Origin of the sequence: Sulfobacillus sp. hq2 (assembly GCF_002903155.1) — a bacterium.
GTDB classification, from domain to species: Bacteria; Bacillota; Sulfobacillia; order Sulfobacillales; family Sulfobacillaceae; genus Sulfobacillus; species Sulfobacillus thermotolerans.
Genome location: NZ_NWUL01000047.1, coordinates 15,169 through 39,966, shown reverse-complemented (window position 1 = coordinate 39,966; position 24,798 = coordinate 15,169). Strand labels below are relative to the sequence as shown.

The 24,798-nt window shown below is 54.2% G+C and carries 23 protein-coding genes; 22 read left to right on the top strand and 1 reads right to left on the bottom strand.

The features are described 5' to 3' along the window. The first annotated feature begins 66 nt into the window (after positions 1 to 66). From pyrR to pyrE, 9 genes are read left to right on the top strand one after another with little or no spacing between them, the layout of a single operon-like run. Complete coding sequence (gene pyrR / locus CO251_RS13705; RefSeq protein WP_103376386.1) at positions 67 to 621, top strand: bifunctional pyr operon transcriptional regulator/uracil phosphoribosyltransferase PyrR; 555 nt, start codon at positions 67 to 69, stop codon at positions 619 to 621. After that, positions 618 to 1,538 (top strand): aspartate carbamoyltransferase catalytic subunit, encoded by a 921-nt coding sequence (locus CO251_RS13700; protein WP_103376385.1) that lies wholly within the window; start codon positions 618 to 620, stop codon positions 1,536 to 1,538. The genes pyrR and CO251_RS13700 overlap by 4 nt, the downstream gene beginning before the upstream one ends. Continuing rightward, the gene (locus CO251_RS13695) at positions 1,531 to 2,829 is read left to right on the top strand and encodes a dihydroorotase (RefSeq protein WP_103376384.1); all 1,299 of its coding nucleotides are present in this window, start codon (positions 1,531 to 1,533) and stop codon (positions 2,827 to 2,829) included. The genes CO251_RS13700 and CO251_RS13695 overlap by 8 nt, the downstream gene beginning before the upstream one ends. Continuing rightward, entirely contained in the window at positions 2,826 to 3,908 is a 1,083-nt protein-coding gene (locus CO251_RS13690) for a carbamoyl phosphate synthase small subunit (protein ID WP_103376383.1), read from the top strand. Before CO251_RS13695 ends, CO251_RS13690 begins: the two co-directional genes overlap by 4 nt. Continuing rightward, on the top strand, positions 3,901 to 7,113 hold the full coding sequence (gene carB, locus CO251_RS13685) for a carbamoyl-phosphate synthase large subunit (protein WP_103376382.1): 3,213 nt from the start codon (positions 3,901 to 3,903) through the stop codon (positions 7,111 to 7,113). The genes CO251_RS13690 and carB overlap by 8 nt, the downstream gene beginning before the upstream one ends. Then, entirely contained in the window at positions 7,114 to 7,893 is a 780-nt protein-coding gene (locus tag CO251_RS13680) for a dihydroorotate dehydrogenase electron transfer subunit (RefSeq protein WP_103376381.1), read from the top strand. Then, on the top strand, positions 7,887 to 8,834 hold the full coding sequence (locus tag CO251_RS13675; RefSeq protein WP_304465939.1) for a dihydroorotate dehydrogenase: 948 nt from the start codon (positions 7,887 to 7,889) through the stop codon (positions 8,832 to 8,834). Before CO251_RS13680 ends, CO251_RS13675 begins: the two co-directional genes overlap by 7 nt. Further along, positions 8,831 to 9,538 carry an orotidine-5'-phosphate decarboxylase gene (pyrF, locus tag CO251_RS13670; RefSeq protein ID WP_103376380.1) on the top strand — a complete coding sequence of 236 codons (708 nt, stop codon included), beginning with the start codon at positions 8,831 to 8,833 and terminating at the stop codon, positions 9,536 to 9,538. Before CO251_RS13675 ends, pyrF begins: the two co-directional genes overlap by 4 nt. Beyond that, a complete protein-coding gene (pyrE, locus tag CO251_RS13665; RefSeq protein ID WP_103376379.1) occupies positions 9,535 to 10,107 on the top strand; it encodes an orotate phosphoribosyltransferase in 573 nt (190 codons plus the stop codon). Before pyrF ends, pyrE begins: the two co-directional genes overlap by 4 nt. Here pyrE and CO251_RS13660 read toward each other — a convergent pair. Further along, on the bottom strand, positions 10,104 to 11,615 hold the full coding sequence (locus CO251_RS13660; protein ID WP_146039088.1) for an NFACT family protein: 1,512 nt from the start codon (positions 11,613 to 11,615) through the stop codon (positions 10,104 to 10,106). The genes pyrE and CO251_RS13660 overlap by 4 nt on opposite strands. Positions 11,616 to 11,885: 270 nt before the next feature. On the opposite strand from CO251_RS13660, the gene CO251_RS13655 reads away from it, so the two are divergent. From CO251_RS13655 to typA, 13 genes are all read left to right on the top strand, one after another. After that, entirely contained in the window at positions 11,886 to 13,373 is a 1,488-nt protein-coding gene (locus CO251_RS13655; RefSeq protein ID WP_103376377.1) for a DHA2 family efflux MFS transporter permease subunit, read from the top strand. Between the two features lie 96 nt (positions 13,374 to 13,469). Further along, positions 13,470 to 13,673, top strand: coding sequence for a hypothetical protein (locus tag CO251_RS13650; RefSeq protein ID WP_103376376.1), 204 nt, complete (start codon positions 13,470 to 13,472; stop codon positions 13,671 to 13,673). Positions 13,674 to 13,686: 13 nt separating this feature from the next. Further along, positions 13,687 to 15,411, top strand: coding sequence for a pyruvate kinase (pyk, locus tag CO251_RS13645; protein WP_158246356.1), 1,725 nt, complete (start codon positions 13,687 to 13,689; stop codon positions 15,409 to 15,411). 24 nt (positions 15,412 to 15,435) lie between these two features. After that, on the top strand, positions 15,436 to 16,278 hold the full coding sequence (locus CO251_RS13640; RefSeq protein WP_103376374.1) for an aminotransferase class IV: 843 nt from the start codon (positions 15,436 to 15,438) through the stop codon (positions 16,276 to 16,278). A gap of 39 nt (positions 16,279 to 16,317) precedes the next feature. Then, positions 16,318 to 16,473 (top strand): hypothetical protein, encoded by a 156-nt coding sequence (locus tag CO251_RS17540; RefSeq protein WP_173677114.1) that lies wholly within the window; start codon positions 16,318 to 16,320, stop codon positions 16,471 to 16,473. Positions 16,474 to 16,505: 32 nt separating this feature from the next. Then, complete coding sequence (locus CO251_RS13635) at positions 16,506 to 16,970, top strand: tRNA (cytidine(34)-2'-O)-methyltransferase (RefSeq protein ID WP_103376373.1); 465 nt, start codon at positions 16,506 to 16,508, stop codon at positions 16,968 to 16,970. A gap of 57 nt (positions 16,971 to 17,027) precedes the next feature. Next, on the top strand, positions 17,028 to 18,017 hold the full coding sequence (locus tag CO251_RS13630; protein WP_103376372.1) for a sodium:calcium antiporter: 990 nt from the start codon (positions 17,028 to 17,030) through the stop codon (positions 18,015 to 18,017). A gap of 51 nt (positions 18,018 to 18,068) precedes the next feature. Next, complete coding sequence (locus CO251_RS13625; protein ID WP_103376371.1) at positions 18,069 to 18,857, top strand: sulfite exporter TauE/SafE family protein; 789 nt, start codon at positions 18,069 to 18,071, stop codon at positions 18,855 to 18,857. Between the two features lie 423 nt (positions 18,858 to 19,280). Continuing rightward, the gene (locus CO251_RS13620; protein ID WP_103376370.1) at positions 19,281 to 19,538 is read left to right on the top strand and encodes a spore protein; all 258 of its coding nucleotides are present in this window, start codon (positions 19,281 to 19,283) and stop codon (positions 19,536 to 19,538) included. A gap of 56 nt (positions 19,539 to 19,594) precedes the next feature. After that, positions 19,595 to 20,323 (top strand): creatininase family protein, encoded by a 729-nt coding sequence (locus tag CO251_RS13615; protein ID WP_103376369.1) that lies wholly within the window; start codon positions 19,595 to 19,597, stop codon positions 20,321 to 20,323. Between the two features lie 44 nt (positions 20,324 to 20,367). Continuing rightward, positions 20,368 to 21,567 (top strand): pyridoxal phosphate-dependent aminotransferase, encoded by a 1,200-nt coding sequence (locus tag CO251_RS13610; protein WP_369825285.1) that lies wholly within the window; start codon positions 20,368 to 20,370, stop codon positions 21,565 to 21,567. Beyond that, positions 21,564 to 22,931, top strand: coding sequence for a UDP-N-acetylmuramoyl-L-alanine--D-glutamate ligase (murD, locus tag CO251_RS13605; RefSeq protein ID WP_103376368.1), 1,368 nt, complete (start codon positions 21,564 to 21,566; stop codon positions 22,929 to 22,931). Before CO251_RS13610 ends, murD begins: the two co-directional genes overlap by 4 nt. Positions 22,932 to 22,975: 44 nt before the next feature. Continuing rightward, positions 22,976 to 24,796: a translational GTPase TypA gene (typA, locus tag CO251_RS13600; RefSeq protein ID WP_103376367.1), complete on the top strand. Its 1,821-nt coding sequence runs from the start codon at positions 22,976 to 22,978 to the stop codon at positions 24,794 to 24,796. Positions 24,797 to 24,798 lie beyond the last annotated feature (2 nt).

The following is a 24,798-nucleotide window of genomic DNA, read 5'->3' as shown; positions in this document are numbered from 1 at the left end:
GAATTTTTTGCTCTAGCCTTCGCGAGGCTAGAGCATTTTTTGGTTGCTGTCCATAAGGAGGCGGTTATGAAAAATCAAGCACTGCTGTTGGACGCTGACGCCATCCGGCGGGCGTTGATGCGAATTGCTCATGAAATTGTCGAACGCAATCATGGGGTCGCCAATATGACCTTGGTCGGCATTCGGCGTCGCGGGGTGCCGCTGGCCCACCGCATTGCCGCTAACATTGGCACAATTGAAGGCGAAGTTCCTCCGGTGGGTGTGCTGGATATTGGGTTATACCGCGATGACTGGGAGCAGCGGCCGTTTTCAAATGTCGATGCGACGTCGCTGGCCCCTAATCGAATTAATGGGCAAGTTGTGGTGCTGGTCGATGATGTGTTGTTTACGGGCCGGACCATTCGAGCGGCGATGGATGCGGTATCCGATTTCGGACGCCCCAAAGCGATTCAACTGGCGGTCTTGATCGACCGTGGTCACCGGGAGCTGCCCATACGCGCTGATTACGTGGGGAAAAATGTGCCTACCGCGCGCGCGGAGCGGGTGTACGTTAAAGTGCAGGAAGTCGATGGGATGGACCAAGCGTATTTGGAGCGGGATGGCAAAGGAGAGGACGCATGAAAGATTTGCTGACCCTAGAACACCTAAGCGCCCAGGATATCGAGGATTTGTTGGATTTATCCGAGAATCTTGGCGAAATTGTGGACAGGCCGATCAAAAAATTACCTACCTTGCGTGGCAAAGCGGTCGTTAACCTCTTTTTCGAACCGAGCACGCGTACCCGCAATTCGTTTGAGTTGGCCGCTAAATATTTAAGCGCCGATGTCATCAACGTTCAGCCATCTGGTTCTAGTGTGGAGAAGGGTGAGACGTTGTGGGATACTGCAGACAATTTAGTACAAATGGGCATTGATGCCGCGATTATTCGCCATAAAGTGTCAGGAGTGCCTCAGCAACTCGCCCAGATGGTGTCCATTCCGATTATCAATGCGGGCGACGGTATGCACGAGCATCCCACCCAAGGATTATTGGACATGCTCACGTTGCGACAAGCCAAAGGACGTATTGATGGTCTGCGTGTGGCCATTGTCGGCGACATTTTGCATAGTCGGGTAGCACGTTCGGATATTTGGGCCCTGCGGGCTCTAGGCGCGGACGTCGTGTTAATCGGTCCTCCCTCTTTAATGCCCGACTCCTTTCGGCAGCTCAGCCACGTCACCGTCACCACGGATTTGAAAGAAGGATTGCAAGGCGTCGATGCGATTCAAGTGTTGCGCTTGCAGAAAGAACGCCAGACCGGGGGCGATATTCCGTCACTGTGGGAATATCGCGCGCGTTGGGGCGTCACCGCTCACAGCCTTCAATGGGCGAAACCCGATGCCATTATTTTGCATCCCGGTCCCCAAAATCGCGGAGTGGAAATTGATTCCGAGATTTTGGATTCATCCCGGTCGTGGGTCGGGCGGCAAGTGCGCAACGGGCTTGCTGTGAGGATGGCCGTGCTCTTTCGATTATTAGGAGGTGCTCACAATGAGTAATACAGGAACTTCTTGGCGCATCCAAGGGGCTCGCGTGATTGACCCGTTCCGGGGAATTGATGCGGTGTTGGATGTTACGGTGCGTGATGGGGTGTTTGTGGAGGACTATGACCCAAGCCTTCCTGTGGTCGATGCAAAGGGCTTGTGGCTTGTGCCCCGGCTGACCGATATGCATGTGCATTTTCGCGACCCTGGTTTGGAATATAAAGAAGACTTGGCATCCGGGAGCCGCGCAGCCGCAGCGGGAGGCTTCACGGTGGTGTGCACGATGCCCAACACGAAACCGGTGGTGGATATCCCGAGTCTGGTCGAGTGGCAGAAGGAACGCGCAGAAACGTTAGGGCTTGTTCGGATTTGGCCCATTGGTGCGGTGACCAAGGGTGAAGAGGGAAAAGAGCTCGCAGAGATGTACCAAATGGCGCAAGCCGGGGCGGTTGGGTTTTCCGACGATGGCCATCCCGTGGCGGATAGCCGGATTATGCGCGCGGCCTTAAGCTACAGTGCAACGCTTAATCGTCCGATCATCCAGCATTCCGAGGACCCGGATTTGTTCGCTGGGGGCTCTATGCATGAAGGCGCTATCTCGCAGCAACTGGGACTTGGTGGAATTCCTGCGGAAGCCGAATCGATCATGGTATGGCGGGACGTGGAACTGGTGCAATTGACGCGAGGCATTTTACATGTCGCCCACGTCTCTGCTCCGGGATCGCTTGAGGCGGTCCGGTATGCTAAAAATAAGGGATTGGCCGTAACAGCCGAGGCGGCACCCCATCATCTCTTTTTGAGCGATGACGCGGTACGGGAATGGCAGTACAGCGCCGTCACGAAAGTCAATCCGCCCCTACGCCCCGCTGCCATGCAAGAGGCACTCATTCAGGCCGTGACCTCTGGCCTTATCGATGTGCTGGCCTCCGATCATGCCCCGCATCACGCAGATGAGAAAGCGGAACCCTATGACAAAGCACCTTTTGGGATAAGCGGCCTCGAAACCTTTTTGGGAACGGTCATGACGGTGTTCTTGGGCCGGGGCTTGCTAAGTCCATTGGATTTGTTTGCAAAGCTGACCGCCATGCCCCATCAAGTGCTGCGGCAAAGCTATGCCGGAATTAGCCCAGGTGCGGCCGCGGACTTTACCTTAATTGACCCAGGCGCGGTATGGACCGTGGATCCCGCAGCCTTTTACTCTAAAGGCCATAATACCCCGTTAGCGGGTGCCACATTAACAGGGCGGGCCGTCGCAACCATGGTCGGGGGACGCTGGACGATGCGTGAACAGGAGGTGCTGGGATGAAAGGGCGATTACGCTTTGCCGATGGCACCCAATTTGAAGGCACCTTAATCGGGGACACGGAAAAAATTGCGGCGGGCGAAGTGGTCTTTAACACGGCCATGACGGGCTACCAAGAAATCTTGACCGACCCTTCGTATTACGGGCAGATCGTGGTGCTGACCTATCCCTTGATTGGCAACTACGGCACCTTTGCGGAAGCGGCAGAGTCATTATTTCCGTGGGCGGAAGCTGTCATTGTCAAAGATTACGCTCGAATTCCGTCGCACTTTGGCGGGGCCGAGAGTTTTGACAGCTACCTTAAGCGGTATCACAAGGTGGGATTGGCCGGCGTCGATACCCGTGAACTCACATTGTACATTCGCAGTGCGGGGACCCAGCACGCCGTTTTAGCCAGCGCTGATACGCCAGCCTCGGTACTAGAAGAAGCGATGGCGGCTATTGATTTGTCTAAAAGCGTTTATGCGGTGACCACCCCTGAGCCTTATCACGTGGAACACGAAGGGCCGCATGTTGTCGTGATTGATTACGGGGCTAAGAACTCTATTATGGAACAATTGGGGGTGCGCGGCATGTCGGTAACTGTCGTGCCTTGCACCATTACGCCCACGGAACTTGATGGGTATCATCCGGATGGCGTCGTGCTCTCCAATGGACCCGGGGATCCAAGCCTGTTTACCGATTTATTGCCAACGGTCAAACATTGTGTCGACCATTATCCTACACTGGGCATCTGTCTTGGGCACCAACTTATTGGATTAGCGGAAGGGGCCCACACCTATCCTTTGAAGTTTGGCCATCATGGCGCCAATCACCCGCTGATGGATCATAAGACGGGGAAAGTGTTGATTACCTCGCAAAACCATGGGTATGCCGTGGAAGCCCAGCCCCTTCTGGATCGTTACCAAATCCGTCTGACCAACTTGCATGATCAAACGGTTGAAGGCTTTCAACACCGCGAAAAGCCGGTCTTGACGGTGCAGCATCATCCCGAAGCGGGGCCAGGGCCTTGGGATTCTCATTATCTGTTTGATGAATTTTTGACAATGGTACGTGAGGGGAGAGAGGCACAGCATGCCTAAGAGACCAGATGTGCGTAAAGTCCTGGTCATTGGCTCGGGTCCCATCATCATTGGCCAAGCCGCGGAATTCGACTACGCGGGAACCCAAGCCTGCCGGGCCTTACGCGAAGAAGGTGTGGAGGTGGTGCTTGTCAATAGCAATCCCGCCACGATTATGACCGACTTGTCCGTTGCCGATACCGTCTACCTTGAGCCGCTCACGGTGTCCTTTTTAGCCTATATTTTGGGCAAAGAGCGGCCAGATGGGGTATTGGCCACGTTGGGTGGGCAAATGGGGCTCAATTTAGCGTCGGAACTTGGCCGGTCAGGAGTGCTGACCGATTTAGGCATTCCGTTGTTAGGCACGCCGTTGTCGGCGATTAAAATGGCAGAAGACCGGGAAGAATTTCGGAATCTGATGATTCGGTTAGGACACCCCATTCCGGCGAGCCGCACGGTGACGACGGTGGAAGAGGGACTGGCCTTTGCTAATGAGATTGGGTATCCTGTGATACTGCGTCCTGCCTATACTTTAGGCGGCACGGGTGGGGGATTTGCACACAGCCCTGAAGAATTGTTGGAACGTCTGCCGCATGCTCTAGCTTTGAGCCCCATTACGCAGGTATTAGTGGAAGAATCCATCGCCGGGTCCAAAGAAGTGGAATACGAGGTCATTCGTGACAGTGCGGGCAACATTATCATTGTCTGCAACATGGAAAACTTTGATCCGGTGGGAGTGCATACGGGGGACTCCATCGTCGTCGCTCCCAGCCAGACCCTGACCGACTATGAATATCAAATGTTGCGTTCAGCGGCCATTGACATTGTCACTCATTTGGGCGTCGAAGGGGGATGCAATGTGCAGTTCGCGTTGCATCCTGATGGCCGCTATTGGGTGATCGAAGTCAATCCTCGGGTCTCGCGTTCCAGTGCATTGGCCTCCAAGGCTACCGGCTACCCCATTGCCCGTATTGTTTCGAAAATCGCCTTAGGCTTGACCTTGCCCGAAATTGCTAATCCCGTCACAGAAGACACCACGGCGGCCTTTGAACCGGCGTTAGATTACGTGGTCGTGAAAATTCCGCGCTGGCCCTTCGACAAGTTCCCCACGGCCGACCGGATGTTAGGCACGCAGATGAAAGCGACGGGGGAAGTGATGGCAATCGACCGCACATTCCCAGGGGGACTGCAAAAGGCGGTGCGGTCGTTGGAAATCCGCAAGATGGGCTTGTACGACGCGGATTTGACGACGCTTTCAGACGATGCGATTTGGGCGGGCAGTGTCACGGCAACGGACGAACGGTTATTCTATCTAGCAGAAGCCTTGCGTCGGCACTTCGAAGTCGGAGAGTTAGCCCAGAAAACGCATATCGATCCATGGTTTTTGGAAGGCATGGCGGAAATCATTCGCTGGGAAGAATGGCTCAAGAGCCATCCCGATCAATGGCTTGACGAGGCATGGACGATCAAGCAGCTAGGATTTTCTGATGTCCGGATTGCGCAGTTGATTGGCTCGACTCAGCAAGCAGTCCGGCGGGCAAGGCTGGAAAGAGGCGTGCGCCCGGGATATAAGATGGTGGATACCTGTGCGGGGGAATTTCCCGCGCGTACGCCCTATTACTATGCGACCTATGAGCCGAGTAGCGAGGCGGTGCCCCTGCCAGGCCCTAAAGTGCTGGTAATCGGATCGGGCCCGATTCGGATTGGGCAAGGCATTGAATTTGATGCGGCTAGCGTCTACGCCTTGAACGCGCTGAAGCGGCTGGGATATCAAGCCATTATGGTCAACAATAATCCGGAGACAGTCTCCACGGATTTCAATGCGTCGGACCGCTTGTATTTCGAACCTATCACTTTGGAAGACGTGCTCAATATTGTCGATTGGGAGCAGCCTTTGGGGGTGGTGGTGCAATTTGGCGGTCAAACCGCCATCAATTTAGCGGAAGACCTCAAGAAAAATGGCGTGCACATTATTGGCACGGACCTTGAGGGACTTAGCCAAGCGGAAGATCGCGAACAATTCGATGCTTTGCTCGAAGAGCTGCACATTAAACGTCCGCCTGGGCATACCGCCATTACAGAGGAACAAGCTTTGGCCGCGGCCGAGGATATTGGCTACCCGGTCTTGGTGCGTCCTTCGTTTGTGCTAGGCGGCCGGGCCATGCGGATTATTGAGGACCGCGCGCAACTCAAACAGTACTTGGCGACAAATACCGAAATGGGCCAAGGGCAGCCGTTATTGATTGACCGCTACATGTCTGGTCTTGAACTCGAAGTCGATGCGGTGAGTGACGGCCAGCGCGTGATTATTCCTGCCATCATGGAGCATGTCGAGCGCGCTGGGGTTCATTCAGGGGATTCTGTCGCGGTGCTGCCTCCCGTCCGCGCGAGCAAAGTGGTGATGGACCAAGTGGTCGACATTACCACACGTCTGTGTCGCGGGTTGCACGTCAAGGGATTGCTCAACGTCCAATTTGTGGCGGTCAACAATCAGGTTTACGTCATTGAAGCCAATCCTCGGTCCAGTCGTACCGTGCCCTTTATTATCAAAGCCACCGGCGTGCCTTTGGTTGACTTGGCCATGGAAGCGAGCTTGACTGGGCAGATGGATGACCGCTGGGGACAGGGACTCATGAAGGCCCCTGATCACTTCTCCATTAAAATGCCGGTCTTTTCCTTTGCCAAATTGGGACGGGTCGATGCGATTTTAGGGCCTGAAATGAAATCCACGGGAGAAGTCATGGGGATTGACCACGACTTTTCGACGGCCCTCTATAAAGCGCTGATTGCCGGCGGATTTCGCGTGCCAGCTGGCGGCAAAATCTTGGCCACGATTGCGGACCAAGACAAGGCCGAAGCGTTGCCCTACTTGCGTGAGCTGGCGGAACTGGGGTACCGCATCTATGCCACCTCCGGAACCTTGGCGTTATTGTCGTCGCAAGGGATTCCGGCGCGTCCTGTCTACAAAATTCGAGAGGCACGCCCCAATTTGGTGGACATGATTCGGGACGGGCAGTTTGACTTGGTGATTAACACGATTACCGTCGGCGGCAGTGAAGAACGCGAAGGGTTTCTGATTCGGCGCGCGGCGGTGGAACAAGGGGTATTGTGCTTTACCTCGCTTGATACCGTGCGGGCGGCTTTAGAGGCCCTACGCGAACGGCATAAGCAGACATTTTCGGTGCATGCATTGAATGAGTGGCTGCACGTGGGGCAGGTGCATTAGATGGCAGACACGATTATATCCGAACAAGTGCTAGCCCCCATTGTGGAAAACAGGGCCGTGGCTCCGGATCATGTGGAGCTTATCATTTCCAGTGCGGTGTTAAGCCAAGCCGAACCGGGTCAATTCGCGCACATTTTGACACCTGGGATGTTACGGCGGCCTGTGTCATTTTCCCGCATCGACCAAGAAAATGGCCAAGTCGGGTTGATGTTTCAAATTGTGGGAGACGGCACAAGATGGCTGGCCGAGAGACGTCATGGAGAGGTTCTCGATATTTTAGGACCCTTGGGCCATGGCTTTGCCGCCCCGGATCCCTCAAAGCCGTGGTGTTTGGTGGGAGGCGGGGTGGGCGTGCCGCCACTATATGCAGCCGCCGCTCGTTATCTGCACAGGAGCCGGCCGGACGTCATTATCGGCGCACGAACCGCGGATTGGGTGTTAATGGCCCAAGATTTCAAAGACTTGGGACTTGACGTTACTGTGGCGACCGATGATGGTACAGCCGGCCATGCCGGTACGGTGATGGGGCCGGTTGAAACTTGGCTACAGGATCATCCAGACGGCCAAGTGTTCGCCTGTGGTCCCACGCCCATGTTAGCGGCTGTGTCGGCCGCCTGCGAAGGGCGAGCCACAGCTTATGTGGCGCTTGAACAGCGTATGGGCTGCGGCATTGGAGCGTGTTTAGCGTGTGTCGTGAAGGCTCACGGAAAAGAGCACGCAGAGTATCGCCGGGTCTGCACTGAGGGTCCGGTCTTTGCGGCCAAGGAGTTGATATGGTGATAGACGTCAGCGTGTCCCTGCCACGGGGACTCACCTTGAAAAATCCAGTGATTGCCGCGTCGGGAACCTTTGGATTTGGTCCCGAATATAGCCGGTATGTCGATATTGGGGCATTGGGCGGTGTCAGCGTCAAAGGGGTGTCGCCTGAGCCATGGCTCGGCAATCCTACGCCGCGGGTCTGGGAAACTCCTTTGGGACTGTTGAACTCCATTGGACTGCAAAATCCTGGTATGGATGTGTTTTTGCAAGAGGATTTGCCCTTTTTACGCGACCAGAATGCGGTGGTGATTGTCAATATTATTGGGCATACCGTTGACGAGTATGCTCAGGTCGCAGAGCGCATGAACCATGAACCCGGAGTGGCGGCATTGGAAGTCAATATTTCTTGCCCCAACATCAAAGAAGGCGGCATGAGTTTTGGTCAAGACCCGGATCAGGCGTATGCGGTGATGAGAGCGGTGCGGCAAGTCACTGATTTGCCTGTGATGGTGAAACTCTCCCCCAACGTGACGTATCCTGCGCTCATTGCGCAGGCGGTAGAAGCCGCGGGGGCGGACATGATTTCGGCTATCAATACGCTTGTCGGACTGGCGATTGATATTAAACACCGCCGCCCCGCGCTAGGCGGGGTGACCGGTGGACTGTCCGGCCCCGCAATTAAACCGGTGGCTTTGCGCGTGGTGTATGAAGTCGCGCAGAGTGTCAACATCCCCATTATTGGCATGGGCGGTATTTCTACCGCGACCGACGTTCTCGAATTTCTCTTGGCGGGCGCGCAGGCCGTGATGGTGGGGACCGTCACGTTTCAATATCCAAAGCGGATGAATGAAATCATTGAAGCATTGCCCCAAGTACTGCACGAATACGGATTTGCTTCCGTACGCGACGCAGTGGGTCAGGCGTTGCCCGGACGCGCGCCAATTCGAGGAGGTGGACAGTGACCACACAACCTGTGATGTGGATTGCCTTGGACGTATCCACTCAAGAGGAAGCAGAACGGCTCATGGCCCGCTTTCCTCGTCATCGCCACTACAAAGTGGGTATGGAACTGTTTTATCAAATGGGGCCTCAAGCGGTGGCCAACTGGATTTTACATCAACAGCGCATCATCTTCTTGGATCTCAAACTCCACGATATTCCGCGCACGGTGGGTCACGCGGTCGGCCAACTCGCGCGCATCGGGGTGAGCTTAGTGACGATTCATTTACACGGCGGGCTGGCAATGTGCCAAGAAGCGGTCGCTCAAAAGGGTGATATGGATGTGGTTGGCGTGAGCGTGCTCACAAGTCTGGACCAAGAGGATTTGCGGCTCTTAGGCATAGAACGTCCCATCCCTCAGCATGTGGGCGAGCTGACTCGTCTCGCGCTTCGCAGCGGATTGGATGGGGTGGTGACGTCTGGAGAGGAGTTGCCGTTGGTTCGCGAAATCTGGTCAGATGGCCGCTTTGTTGTGCCGGGTATTCGCAGCCGGACAGACAGCTTAGATGACCAGCGCCGGGTGATTACGCCCGAAGGCGCTTTGCAGCAGGGGGCTACGGACTTGGTTATTGGCCGGACCTTGACGCATGCGGAAAATCCCGAACAAAAGTATGAGGAACTCGAAATGATTATGACAACCTATCTAAAAGGAGCGGGTCATTCGTGACGCAGGCTGGAACGCTTGAAGATTTGCAGGAGGTCGGAGCCTATCTCCAAGGGCATTTTTTATTAACTACGGGACGCCATAGCGACACATTCTTCTTATTAGCGCGCTTGACGGAATGGCCTCAGCGTTTAATTCCGTGGATTGAGATCTTACGAGAGCGCCTAGGCGACATTTCGGCGCGAACCGTGGTGGGTCCGGCGGTCGGCGGCATCATTCCGGCTTACCAGCTAGCCAGCACGATGGGCAATGCCAGGGTGCTGTTTGCCGAAAAAGATACGGATGGCTCGATGCAGTTTCGCCGGGGTTTTCATCTAGAGCCGGGTGAGCCTGTCGTGATTGTCGAAGACGCCATCACGACCGGGTTTTCGGTAGGCAAAGTGATGGAGGCCGTCGAACGGCAAGGAGGACGGGTGGTAGCTGTAGGCACCTTGGTCAACCGCTCACAAGTCCCCTTGCCCTGGGACGTCCCCGTCGCTTCCGTGCTGCAATTGACGGGGGTGCGCAACTGGGCTCCCGATGAATGCCCCTTGTGTCAGCAAGGGCTGCCACTGACCGCGCCGAAGCGCTAAATATCGGTGGCAAGCTTGTCGCTGGTAGCACCTAAACGCCGCAATCGGTCGGGCTCAGGGGTAATATATAAAGTCTTTTCACGCTCATAAAGCACTTGCCCGGCTTCGGCATGAGGCCTTTTGCGGACAAATTTGCGGCGCGTGTAATCGACGGCAACGGTGGAGGAATGCTTGACAGGGCTATAATAGACCGCTAGCTGAGCCGCGTCTAATAGGTCTTCGAGACTCGGATTGGCTTTTCCGCAAAACAGTACGACATGAGAACCAGGGCTTTGCTTGACGTGAAACCATAAATCATCGGGACGTGCCCGTCTGATCGTCAATTCTTGGTTTTCCTCACGACTACGTCCGACCCATATATCATAGCCGCCTTGGCTGGTAAAGCGGCGGAACTGTTGGGCGTTTTGGACGCGGTGGCGCATGCGCGGGGCAATGTCGGCTAATTTCTTGCGCAACTCCTCTTCGGACTGCGGCGCCAAGGCGTCATCCCAAGCCGCTTTGGCCGCAGTCCGCTCTTCGCTGAGCACCGTCACAAGACGCTGGTTGGCGGCTACGCGGTGTTTGCTTTTCTTATAGGCGCGATAACAGGCGTCTGCCATTTGAGGAGGCGTTTTGCCTTCTTGAAGCGTCAACGTGATGGTTTGGCTGGGATTGGACAATGACGGCACGTGGTATTCTTGCACATGGGGATCTTGGAAAAGGTATTGATAGGCGTACCACAAATCGCCCTGCTCCTTATAGGTTTCGGGATTCTCTCGGGCGCCGTTTTCCGCCTCCGCCAGCTTCGCTGATAAATGGTTATAGCGGTCTTTCCAATGGGATACCAATTGTTGCTGCAAATTGGCGATGCGGCGTTCGCGGTCTACGCGCCAGAATAGCTCATCCAAGATAGCGTCGGGATCTGGGATAGGAGAGGCTTCCCACCCTGGCCTAGGTGCAATCCAGACATCTTCGTGGCCTTCGTGACGCAGGTGATAGAATGGAAGGCGGTAGCTGTTAAGATCGTTGCAAAACGTGTCCCATGACCACTCAGGCAATGTCGCCAGGTCTTTGGCCGCGGGAGGTAAATCTTTGACGGTATGCGTGATGCAGGGGTTGGCAAAGGCGGGAGGCGGCGTGTAAGGCTGCCCCGGCTGAATAGACCGGCTGTTGGCATTAGCGGACGGGCGGCGTAACGCTCCCAGAATGATGTGGTCTTGGTTTAACACCATAATATTGGTCAAACGTCCGGTCAATTCAATCACCATAAATCCATGCACGGCTGTACCCCAGTCATCACGCCAGGTAATGCCAAGCCATAAAATGCGATCGAGACTCGGGGTAAACACTTGGTCAATCGTGAACGCCCCTAGGCGGGTAAAGATCGGCTGCAACGCCTTGGGCCAGGCAAGGGGATGGCGTGTTTCGTGAATTCGCGCCAGCCCTGTTTCGAGCACAATCAAGATGGACAATTTCTGGCGCGTGGCCGGGTGCCAGCCTTGGAGGGCCAAACGGCTTTTGTCCGCCAAAACGCTGGCGACCTCCAAACCCGCCCAGCGCGTGTTCCAACGGTGAGACAATTGGCGCAGTAAGAAGGCATCAAACGGAATGAAAAACCTCCAAAGAAGAATAAGCGGACAAGACGCATACCAGAGTCGCTCTTCTCTGCATTGTACGATCTCTAATAGGGCAAGAAAAGAGTACGCAAAGTGCTAGATTTATTAAGATGATGGTGGGATAATACTTCCGTAATCTGATCGGGCTATTTGAGAAAATATTCACAAAATGGAGGTGCGACAGTGGCACGAGCGACGGGGATCCGAGGAATTTGGCACTCGTTGCCTCTCGAAAGGTATACGTCCCGCGACAATTATATTTGGTTAGTGGTTGCAACCGTGTGTATTGGAGCGTTCATGGCGGCAGTGGATGCCAGTATCGTCAATGTCGCATTGCCCGATTTGAGCACCTATTTTCATGCCAGTGCTTCGTTGGTGAGTTGGGTATTAATTGCGTATCTGCTGACGTTGGCCACGCTTTTAACGTTATTTGGCCGCTTAGCAGACATGATGGGGCGACGGCCCTTATATACGTTTGGTTTCTTGGTCTTTATTATTGGCTCGGCTGCGTGCGGCGCGGCTATCAATTTGCCCATGTTGATTGTCTCTCGTGTCTTTCAAGCGGCAGGCGCCGCGATGTTGCAAGCCAATTCGGTGGCCATTATCACGGCGACGGTCCCCGCATCAGTTAGGGGACGTGCCATTGGGTTTCAAGGATCAGCGCAGGCCATTGGTTTGTCGTTAGGGCCAGCTATCGGAGGAGGATTGATTGGACTCTTCGGGTGGCGGGCTATTTTTTATGTCAATGTGCCGGTGGGGCTCATTGGAACATTGATGGCCGCCGCGATTTTGCCGAAAGATAAGCTGTCGGGACACAAGACGACGTTTGACTGGTGGGGCACGGCGCTTATGACCCCCTTCTTGGTGTTGCTCATGATGGCCTTGACGGAAGGGAACTCGTGGGGGTGGACGTCGCCTACGATATTGGGTATGTTTGCCGCCTCGGGACTGTTGCTTGTCGGGTTTATTTTTCGGGAATTGTCTTTCCGCGCACCCTTGGTCGACATGCGTCTTTTCAAGATTTGGGTGTTTAGTGTCGGCAACTTCACCGGTTTGTTGTCATATCTCGCGATGTTTGGCGTGCTGTTTCTCATGCCGTTTTTCTTTGAACGTGTTTTGACCTTCAATTCAGCCGTCACCGGGTTGATTTTAACCGCCGTGCCCTTAGGGATGACGGTGGCAGCGCCGAAAGCCGGGGCGATGGCGGACCGGTATGGGCCCCGACTTTTAACGACAAGCGGCATGGCGCTTACGGGACTAGCTAGCTTGTTATTGGCGTGGACGTTAAGCCTTCATCCCAGTGTGGTGATGATGGTGATTGAATTGGTTTTGGTGGGAGTTGGATTAGGGGTGTTTACGCCGCCCAACAATTCCTCGGTCATGGGCAGCTTGCCGAGTTCACGCTTGGGAGTGGGCGGCGGTATCTTAAATATGGCCCGGTCCTTAGGCATGGCGATGGGCACGGCGTTATCCGGTACCATTATGGCTGTGGTCCTGATAGCCCACGGCGGGGTGGAGAAAGCCGGCGGACCCAAAGGACCGTGGATTCCGTCGACCCGATATTCACTGTATGTCTTAGTGGCCTTGTCTTTATTAGCCGCTTTGTTGTCGTTATTCCGCGTGGCAGAGAAAGATTCGTCGAAACATGAGAGCATGCCGCTCGAATGGTAGGAATTTTTGTCTATTTAATGAACGGCTTGCAGTTGTGAGTGCGGGCCGTTCATTGTATTCTTACCCTAGATGACCTACTCTTCGGGAGGCTATATAATGTGGACGGTCGTATATATTGCACCTACCAAAGCGATTGCGGAACGTGTGCAAGCGCTTTTGGAACAAGAAAGCTTCCTTGTCACCTTGAAAATTGTTGAACTTGATGAAAATGACCGCGGCACCATTGAAGTGCAGGTACCTGAGGGCGAGGCGGAAGAAGCTACCGAGTTAATTGCCGAACATTTGGGACGATTGCGGTAAAAGGAGATATTGCGTGAGACGAACAAAGATTGTTGCGACCATTGGTCCTGCCTGTGACCATCCAGAGGTGCTACGGGCTATGATTGAAGCCGGAATGGATGTCGCCCGTTTAAACTTATCCCATGGGGATGTTGAAACCCACCGGCAAAGAATTCATCAGATTCGCCAGATTTCCCAAGAGTTAGGGCGCTATACCGGCATTATGCTCGATACCCGGGGCCCTGAAGTACGCCTAGGGGATTTGCCTGCTCCGCTCCTTTTGCATGAGCATGATGAATTTTTCTTGACTCAAGAGGATGACGTCACAGGCCTTTCGGCGTCTGTCAATTGGGAAGGGATTTATCAGTTGGTTAAACCGGGACAAATTTTGTGGATTGATGACGGCAATATTGTTATGCGCTGCATTGACCAAAAAGGGCTGACGTTGCGTTGCGAAGTGGTTGTCGGCGGCACATTGCAAAGCCGCAAGAAGATTAGCTCCCCAGATTTGACGTGGCCTTTGGATATTTTGGGGGATGTTGATCAAGCAGCCTTGCGCATGGGCATTGAGGAAGACATCGATTTCGTGGCAGCGTCCTTTATCCGCTCCGCGGAAGACGTTTTAACAATCCGAAAATTTTTCGAAAATTATAATAGCGGCGTGTTTCTTATTAGCAAAATTGAAAACCGGGCTGGGGTCGACAATCTTAAAGAAATTCTGGCGTTGTCCGATGGCGTGATGGTGGCTCGCGGCGACCTCGGCGTCGAATTACCGCCTGAACGGGTGCCTTGGCTTCAAAAAGAAATCATTACGCATGCTAACCGCTTAGGCATTCCCGTCGTCACTGCCACACAAATGCTTGAGTCGATGACGCATGCCCCGCGTCCCACACGGGCTGAAGTGTCCGATGTCGCCCACGCGATTTGGGATGGATCAGATAGCGTGATGTTGTCGGCCGAAACCGCCTCCGGGGCGTACCCGGTGGAATCGGTTAAAATGATGGCGAAGATTGCCGAAGACGCTGATGACCGCCCGGAATACGTCAGTCATGGCGTGCATACCGTGGCACGGGTTGCCGATGCGGTCAGTCAAGCTAGCGCCGAAATGGCGGAAAGTTTGGGGGCACGAGCCATCATTACGGTGACCTCAACGGGCTATACCGCGCGGATGGTCAGCCGGGCCCGCCCCGAAGTGCCGATTATTGCGTTATCGGCGAATCTGAAGGTAGCGCGTCAATTGCAAATTTCGTGGGGGGTCTACTCCTTGCATTCTCCGGGTGTCGATGGCGCTTCAGATATGGCGGCTACGGCCATTGGAGAATCAGCAGACCGCGGGTATGTGCAAGATGGCGATTTAGTCATTTTCACCGCGGGGGTTCCCGCGGGCATTCCCGGTACAACCAACTTGGTGCGGGTGGAGACGGTATCGCGCCCCGAAGTCGTGGGCATGGGCCTTGGCTATGGGCACCCCGTTACGGCCCCCGTGCGTTATCCCGGGGCTAACCCGCCACCGCGTGATGAACCGTATATTGCTGTGGCCGTGGACTATACGCCCGACCAACACGCCTTTTTTGAAAAAGCGGCGGCGATAATCGCCGAACGAGACGGTCGCACCTCGGATATTGCCGTGGTGGCGGTCACGTTGGGAATTCCCGCCGTTGTGGGCGTCAAAAATGCGCGAACACGATGGGCTGAGGGACAGATTGTCACGTTAGACCCCTTGCGCGGTGTAATCTATAAAGGCCGGGCACAAACCTAAGACACGAAGGAAGGGACCCACATCGTGCAAGTCTATTGGAATGGAGCGCTTGTCGACGAAAGCGCCGTGCGGATTTCATTTGACGACCGTGGATTTTTATTCGGCGATGGGGTGTACGAGGTCGTGCGCGTCTATCACCATCAATTCTTTGAATGGTCACGGCATATGGCTCGGCTTGAGCGGTCTTTGCGCGGTATTGCGTTGCCCGGCGTTGACTTGGCGGCTATTACCCAAGGCGCCGATCGTTTGTTAGAGCAATTTCCGGAAGCCGATGGGGCTTTGTATCTGGAAATTACCCGCGGGGCTTATCCTAGGGCTCACGCGTTCCCGCCCGACGGCACGAAGCCGACGGTGTTAATGTGGATACGGCCCGTGCCTGCTCGCAATATGGACGCATGGCATGACGGAGTCAGCGTGATGACCACTTATGACGATCGCTGGGCCAAAGTCTGGATTAAGACCATTGGGCTTTTGCCCAATGTGTTAGCCAAGGAACAAGCGCACCGTCAAGGACTGTTTGATGCCATCTTTGTGCGCGATGGGATGGTGACCGAAGCCACCAGTTCCAATGTGTTTATTGCCCAAAATGGCCAACTGATGACGGCGCCGGTGACAAACTATATCTTGCCCGGAATTACGCGGGAAGTCCTTCTCGAAGAGGCCCAGCGCCTTCAGCTTCCAGTGGTGCAGCAGCCTTTTTCGGTGGAGGCTTTAAAAGCGGCTGATGAGGTCTTTTTAACAGGGACCACGACGGAAGTATTGCCGGTTACCAAGGTTGATGGCCACCTGATTGGAACAGGCCAAGCGGGCCCCATCGCCCGCATGCTCTTGGATGCGCTATGGAGCCGCGCGGGCGTCGTATCATAAGGCCATTTTCGGGGCAGACTGCCTGTCAGAGGTGACATTATGCAAAACAGTGATCTTTTGGCAGATGAGGCCCGCGGCTATTTCTTGGCGTTGGCAGATGTTTTGCGGGAACTGGATCAGGCAGATCTGCTCGGACGATTGGCGGAACTTTATATGGAATTTCGCCAAATTGACTATTATAGTGGTCGTTCTTGACCGCAAATGTTAAACAATAGGAGGGCCGGTCGGTGCATGTGGTGTTGGTAGAGCCGGAAATTCCTCCGAATACGGGAAATATTGCGCGCACGTGCGCAGCAACCCGTACCCATCTGCATTTGGTGGAACCGCTAGGATTTTCGGTGAGTGATCGGTATTTGAAACGGGCCGGGGTGGATTACTGGGACTTTGTCGACATGCAGGTACACCCCGATTGGCAAAGCGTGGTCGATCAGTTGGGCGACCCCGCTCATTGGTATTATTTCTCTTCGCACAGCCAGAAGTTATATACGGCGCCGCAATACGGACCGGATGCGGTCTTGGTATTTGGCCGGGAATCCACCGGTTTACCATCATACTTAATGGAACGCTATCCGGACGCCTTTTATGTGATTCCCATGGACAGCCGGGTACGCTCCTTAAACTTAGCCAACAGTGTGGCGATTGTCGTTTACGAAGCCCTTAGACAGCAGAACTTTTGGCTGGCTCATGAATAGCGGAGCACGGCCAGCCCATATAATGGATTAACTGGCTGGGACACGGGGGACGTATTGATGTCGTTATTGCTTATTACGCTGAGTGGCATGGTCCTAATTGTTTTATCCGCCGACTATTTTACGAACGGCATTGAGTGGGTTGGGTTTCGCCTTCATTTGGATGAAGGAGCCGTTGGCTCATTATTGGCGGCATTGGGGACCGCGTTGCCAGAGACCTTAGTCCCTGTTATCGCCATATTGTTTGGACAAGGGACCAGCGAAAACTCAATTGGGTTGGGCGCGATTTTAGGGGCTCCTTTTATGTTGTCCACGGTGGGATTTTTGGTGATTGGGGCGGGCCTTTTGTGGGCAGGACGTCAGTCGTTAACGGTCGAAAATGGCAGTCATATGACGGCTGACTTAGCCTTTTTTCTGGTCGCATTCGGGCTGGCGATTGTCGCCAGCCTTTTGCCTGGCCCGTGGCATCCATATCTCGCCGTAGGACTTTTAGGACTTTACGCCTTTCATGCTGTGGCCTTGGTTAAAGGAGGCGGTGAGGCGAAAGGCCCTGCGTCTCATCCGAGTCAAGGTTTACGCTTGTCGACCCGGCCTGATCCCCCGCTCTGGTTAGCGCTATTGCAGGTCGTCTTGGCACTATTGGGGTTGATTATTGGTGCGCATTTTTTTGTGACAGCCCTTGATGGGATGACAGGAATTATTCATCTGTCTGCTTTTTTGCTGGCGGTAATTGTGACGCCCGTGGCCACGGAGTTGCCTGAAGTGCTCAACAGTGTGATTTGGATTCGCCGGCATAAGGATACGTTGGCCGTTGGCAATGTCACGGGGGCCATGGCCTTTCAGTCCAGTGTTGTGCCCGCGTTAGGCATTGGACTTACACCATGGCACCTCGATGCGCTCGAATTGCTGACGGGCATTGTCACATGGCTTGCGGCGTTATGGATTTGGTTGAGAAGTCGGCAAGGTCCTCTTATGGTCTCCGAACTGATTGCAGCAGGCCTCTTTTACGTCCTGTATATCGGCATGGTGATTGCCATGACAGCCCGTTAAGTTCATATCCTCGTTGTATAGTAGAGAAAGGCAAAGCAACGAGGTGAGACGATGTTCGCGCAATGGCTTTTGCTGAGCGTGGTAGGCATCTTGACGGGGGCGCTGACTGGATTTTCGGGCGGCAGTGCCTTTGTCATTGTCGTGCCTTTTTTGACACAAGTTTGGCATACGCCCGTGCGTATGGCTGTCGGATCGAGCCTAGCAGTCGATGTCTTGACATCGATCATGGTAGCCGTAGGTTATGCGAGAAACCGCGCGGTCGATCTTGGCAATGCGTGGCCGCTTTTAGGAGGGGCCATTTTGGGCCCGCAGCTTGGGGCTATGCTTTCTCATGTCCTACCCACCTGGTGGCTTACGGCGATTTTTGTGGTTGCCCTCTTATTCATGGGCGTCAATTTTTTGCAGCACGGGTGGCGTAACATTCCACTGATGCCTGAACCCGGGGCGCAAGGCCAAAAAGAGCGTCCCACGAGGCGAGGTGGGCAGGCACTGGGGGTATTGGCGGCAGGTTTAGCGGTTGGCACCGTCACGGGTCTGATTGGCGCTTCTGGCGGTGTGCTCTATCTCCTCGTGCTCATTTATGGACTGGGGATGCCTCTGCGAACGGCCGTGGGGACCGCGATTGTCATTATGGCGGTTTCGGCTGCCAGTGGCGTGGGCGCTTACGTCTGGCGTTCTGAGATAGCGTGGGGGCCGGCCGTACTGTTAGGCGGTGTGTCCATGATATCGGGCTATACAATGGCACGGTTTGTCCAAAAAGTTCCTGAACGTGTGCAAGCCGGGATCATGGGAGGAATTTTAATTGTGGCCGCGTTGTGGATGGCACCAAAAATCTTTTAAACGGTGGAGGGGGCTTCTGAGGGAACCAAGACGAAGGATAGCTTACGCTATCTAAGCAGCCTAAGCCCATGGGCTGCCGCAATGCTTAAAGGCTTCTTAGGTGGAAGCATGGAGGCGTCGTAAGTTTTGACGTATGAATAGGGCTGTTTATGGGGCAAACTGGCAAAATCATCTATATACGAATCGCTAGGAAAGGGGCACGGATGAGGCTTCATTCCATTTATTTAAAGACTCGAATACAAAGCATAGCACCATGGCAAGAGTGTCTAATCCTAAGCGAGCGCAGTACGACCCTAGGGTTCCAGACGTGTCTAATGCCAAAATATGAGGAAACCGACGGATTACGGCGCCCAAAAGGGGGATGCCTGAGCGTAAGCTCAGCTAGTGACTCGTTGACATATATTAAGAAAGGCAGGGAATCTCATGCCAAAAGGATCCCGTAGCGCCGACCAACCTGGTAAACTGAAAAAAGAGTCTCGCATTGATCCACGGGCCGCAGAGCGAATGGCTCTAAAGTGGGAAGCGGCTCGCAAGCTGGACCTTATCACGAAAGTGGAAGAACTGGGCTGGGGCGGATTGTCTTCCAAGGAAACCGGGGCTATCGGCGCTGTAGTGAGCCAGATGGCGCGTGAAAGAGGTCTCGTAGAGAAAAAAACACAGACGGCCGCGTCCACCGAATAGCCGCCAAGTTCCCATTGCCAGGCAGGGTCCGCATGATCAGAGAAAGGCAGAAGGATATGTATTGGGACAATTTAACGACGAAACATTTTCGTGATACCATTGGCCGTATCACGACGGCAATCCTTCCGACCGGCAGCGTAGAGGCTCATGGACAACACTGTCCCCTAGGGACAGATAACATGGCGCCATGGCATTTTGCGGAGCGCATCGAATCCGAATTTCCGGACCGGGTGTTAATTCTCCCGCCTGTGCCATACGGACATACGCAGGAATTAGCCGAGTGGCCCGGCACGATTTCTGTATCGGCCGATACCTTTCGCCGTTATGTCGAAGAGATTGGGATTGGGGCGGCAAATTGGGGCATTAAACACCTCATTTTACTTAATGGCCATGGGGGGAATATCTCCGCCCTGCAACAGGCAATGGAAGCCATTGCCGCCGAGCAAGTGACGGTCATCTTGGTGAACTGGTGGTTGGACTACCGTGAGCAAATCTTGACGATCACGACTGGCCAAGGTCATGCGGGGGAGGATGAAACCTCCGTGATGTTGGCGATTCGGCCGGACCTCGTTCACATGGAAGATGCATCGTTTAATCCCTTTCGCGCTCGCTACCGGATGAAAGGTCCAGGCTTGACTGACAAAAGTCTCCGGCACGCGACGACGGGAGATGGTCGGCCTGCAACCCGCGCCAAAGGCGACGACATCATTTCGCTCGTCACGGATCAATTGCGGCAGCTGTTGCAAGATTTATGGAATGATCAGCTTTTTGATCGTACGCTATAAAGGAGCGTTAATGCTCAAGGGACGTTGTGGAGGAGGCAGTCATAGTGAGTGCAGTATCTTTATCAAAGCGGGTTCAGGAATTGAAACCGTCACCGACAATGGCCATTGACTCCAAGGCCAAGGCGTTATTAGCGCAAGGGCGGGATGTGGTGAACTTCGGCGCAGGCGAACCCGATTTCGATACGCCAGAAAATATCCGCGATGCCGGCATCAAGGCGATTAATCACGGTCATACGCGTTATACTGCGGTCGGTGGGATTGAAGCATTAAAATCGGCCATTTGTGAGCGGATTTATGCTGATACCGGCGTGCAATACACCAATGAAGAAATCTTGGTATCGGTTGGCGCCAAACATTCTCTTTACAACGCCACCATGGCCCTCATCAACCCACAAGATGGGGTGCTTCTGCCAGTCCCTTATTGGGTCACCTATCCCGAACAAATTACGTTGGCGGAAGGAACCGTCGAGTATGTGCCCATTGCGCCCTCGCACGAAGGCGAATTGCGGGTCGATGACCTAGCCGCGGCTGTGACGTCGCGTTCTAAGGGATTGATTCTAAATTCGCCGAGCAACCCCTCAGGAGCCGTCATTCGCCCGTCCGTCTTGGAGGATATTGCCCGTTTTGTCATCGATCATGATTTGTGGGTGATTTCCGATGAAATCTACAACCGATTGATTTATGATGATGCGGTGCATGCCTCAATCGCCAAATTTGATGGAATGAAAGACCGGACGATTTTGATTAACGGAGTCTCCAAATCGTATGCCATGACCGGCTGGCGTATTGGTTATGCCGCGGGTCCCAAACATATTATCAAAGCGATGTCCTCGTTGCAGTCGCAGTCTACCTCCAATCCCTCCACGATTTCCCAGTATGCGGCATTGGAAGCCTTGACCGGGCCGCAAGAAGCCGTGACGGTGATGCAGCGGGAATTTGACAGACGGCGGCGTTATATTGTTGGACGCCTAAACACGATGCCCAAGCTGAGCGTAGCCACCCCCCAAGGAGCCTTTTATGTATGGGTAAACATGGAAGGCTGGGTTGGCGAAACGATTCGCGGGCGTTTGGTGCAAAATGCCGACGACTTGGCGCTGGCTTGGCTAGAACTGGCCGATGTTGCCGTCGTGCCAGGGTCTGGGTTTGGTATGCCCAATTATTTCCGGATGTCTTATGCCACATCCATGGAACGGATCGAAACAGGGCTCGACCGTATGGCGGCATTGTTGGAGGAGGCTCGATGAGCCGACAACCTGTCGCCGCGGTGGTGGGGCTGGGAATCAATAACCAGCCCCTCCTCCCATTTTTGCAGGAGCATGGCTATAAGGTCGTAGTGGCGGACAAAAAGCCCGCGGAGGAGCTAGCTCGTACGATTGCAGAGCGTCATTTAGGCGAACCCCAGGCCTTGTATGCTGGACCCGATTACTTAGACCGTCTGGCTCAAGCAGAGCATCCTGATGTCGTCTATCTCACACCGGGTATGAAGAAGACGCTTGCTCCGATCGAGGCTTTGCGTGCCCAAGGCGCTCGCATCACTTGCGAAACGGACCTATTTTTGGCGCAGTGTCCCGCCCCTGTTATCGGCATTACCGGTTCTGCAGGAAAGACGACCACAACGACCCTGGTAGGTGAAGCGCTGAAGACCGATGGACGTCATCCGGTGTTTGTGGGTGGCAATATTGGACGCTCCCTTTTAGGGGATTTGGCGCAGATTACTCCCCAGAGTTGGGTTGTGATGGAACTATCAAGTTTTCAACTCGAATTGGTGGAGCATAGTCCACATGGCGCGGCCTTTTTAAATCTGTCTCCTAACCATTTAGATATCCACGAGTCGATGCAAGCGTATGGGGCCGCTAAATCGCACATTTTCCGTTTTCAGGGTCCAAATGGATGGACGGTCGTTCCTTATCACGATCCGGCCGTTACCCCGCTGCTTACGCAATATGCGGGCCAGTTGGTGTTCTTTGCATTCCAGGATCACCAACAAACCGGAAGCTTCATTGATAATGATACGATCATGTACCGCGATGTCCATGGGCAGGTGCAACCCATTGTGGCCGTAGACCAGGTGCGCTTACCCGGTGCGCATAATGTGCTTAATGTTTTGGCCGCCGTGGCCACCGTAAAAATGGCGGGCGGAGATAGTCAAGCGCTGGCCGACACCATTGCGGGTTTTTCAGGGGTGCCACACCGTTTGGAAAAAGTGCGCGAACATGATAACATTTTGTATATTAATGACTCGATTGCCACAGCCCCCGACCGCACCATGGCGGCATTAAAAGCGTTATCGAGTCCGCTCGTGCTGATTGCGGGCGGTTATGACAAGCATCTGGATTATGATGCGCTTGGGCAGGCGATTGCGCACAGTACCGTGCATCACGTGGTGGTGTTAGGGCAAACGCAGGAGAAAATTGCGCAAGCTGTGGCTCGTTATAGTACAATAGCAGTTATTCGTGCCGCGACGTTTGACGATGCGATACGGGAAGCGCGCCGCGTGGCCAAACCAGGAGATACGGTTTTGCTGTCGCCGGCGTCAGCTAGTTATGATATGTTCAACAACTTTGAGGAACGCGGACGACGATTTCGTGAAATTGTGGAAAGCCTCTAGATTCTACAGGCGTCCAAAGCATTCGATCAGGAGGGCTTAGCAAGTTGGAACGGCGAGATATACGCAATATAGCCATTATTGCCCACGTGGACCATGGAAAGACGACCTTGGTCGATGCCATGTTGCGGCAAAGTGGAATTTTTCGGGACCCGAGTCAAATGACCGACCGCGTGATGGATTCGAATGACCTCGAACGGGAACGCGGGATTACCATTTTGTCGAAAACGACGGCCATTAAATATGAAGACATCACCATTAACATTGTCGACACACCTGGGCACGCTGACTTTGGCGGCGAGGTCGAGCGGATTCTAAGCATGGTGGATGGAGCGTTATTGGTGGTCGATGCCAATGAAGGGCCGATGCCCCAAACCCGTTATGTGCTGCAAAAAGCGCTCAAAGCTGGGATTAAGCCGATTGTGGTGTTGAATAAGATGGACCGGGAGGGGGCTAGGCCCCATGAAGTCATTGACCAGGTCTTAGAATTGTTTATTGATTTGGAAGCCACTGATGAGCAATTGGAATTCCCGGTGCTCTACGCGTCAGCCAAACAGGGAATTGCGTCTCTCGAACCGGTGATTTTGCCCGATGGATCCCTTAAACCGCTGTTTGATACGATTGTGCAAGAAATTCCGTTTCCCGTGGGGGATGACACCGCCCCCTTGCAAATTTTGGTCACCACGTTAGATCACGATGATTATTTGGGACGGATGGCGATTGGACGCATCACCCAAGGGCAAGTATCGCTGAATCAAACCGTCGGTGTGGTGGACCATGATGGCGCGGTCAGGCGGGCGCGGCTCAGCAAAATATTTGGCCGTTTAGGGCTCAAACGCATAGAGTTGGAATCGGCACGGATGGGCGATATCGTGACGCTGGCTGGAATTCCTGATGTCAACATTGGAGAAACCATTACCGATCCGGATAACCCAGCACCGCTCCCGCCGATTGTGGTGGATGAGCCTACTCTCACCATCTTAATTGGCGTCAATACCAGTCCCTTCGCCGGACAAGAAGGCCAGTACGTCACGTCACGGCATCTGCGCGACCGCTTGATGCGTGAACAAGAGCGCAATGTGGCCTTGCGCGTGGAAGAGACTGAGGATGCGGAAGTGTTTCGGGTGTCTGGACGTGGTGAACTCCATTTAGGCATTTTGTTGGAGCAGATGCGCCGTGAAGGGTATGAAATGGAAGTCTCGAAACCGGAAGTCATCATGCACCAGACGCCTGAAGGACTTATGGAACCCATTGAGCATTTGTATCTGGACGTGCCCGATGAGTACGTAGGACCGGTGATGGAATTGTTAGGGCCCCGCAAGGCGGAAATGTTGCATATGGGCCAAGCCGGGCCGAGCCAGACCCGTTTAGAATTTATTATTCCAGCTCGGGGGTTGTTAGGGTTTCGCACGGCCTTTGTCAACCAGACGCGCGGCTATGGGATCATGAATCATTTGTTTGAAGGCTATCAGCCGTATTCTGGCCCGATCGAAGAAGCGCCTCGTGGAGCGCTCGTTGCCATCGAGGCTGGCGTGACGACATCGTATGCCTTGGACAATGCCCAACAGCGCGGAATTTTGTTTGTGGGGCCAGGGACTCCCGTTTATGCTGGCATGGTCGTGGGTGAGAATAGCCGTCCGACTGATTTGGAGCTCAACGTCTGCAAAAAGAAGCACGTGACCAATATGCGGAGCTCGACGTCTGATGAAGGAGTCCATCTCAGTCCTCCCAGACCCCTCACCTTGGATGTGGCGCTAGAGTATGTGAAGTCGGATGAGTTGGTCGAAATTACACCGAAATCGGTTCGACTACGCAAAGCCACATTGGATAAGACGCTACGCAAGCGTGAAAAGATTCAGCGGTTGTAGGC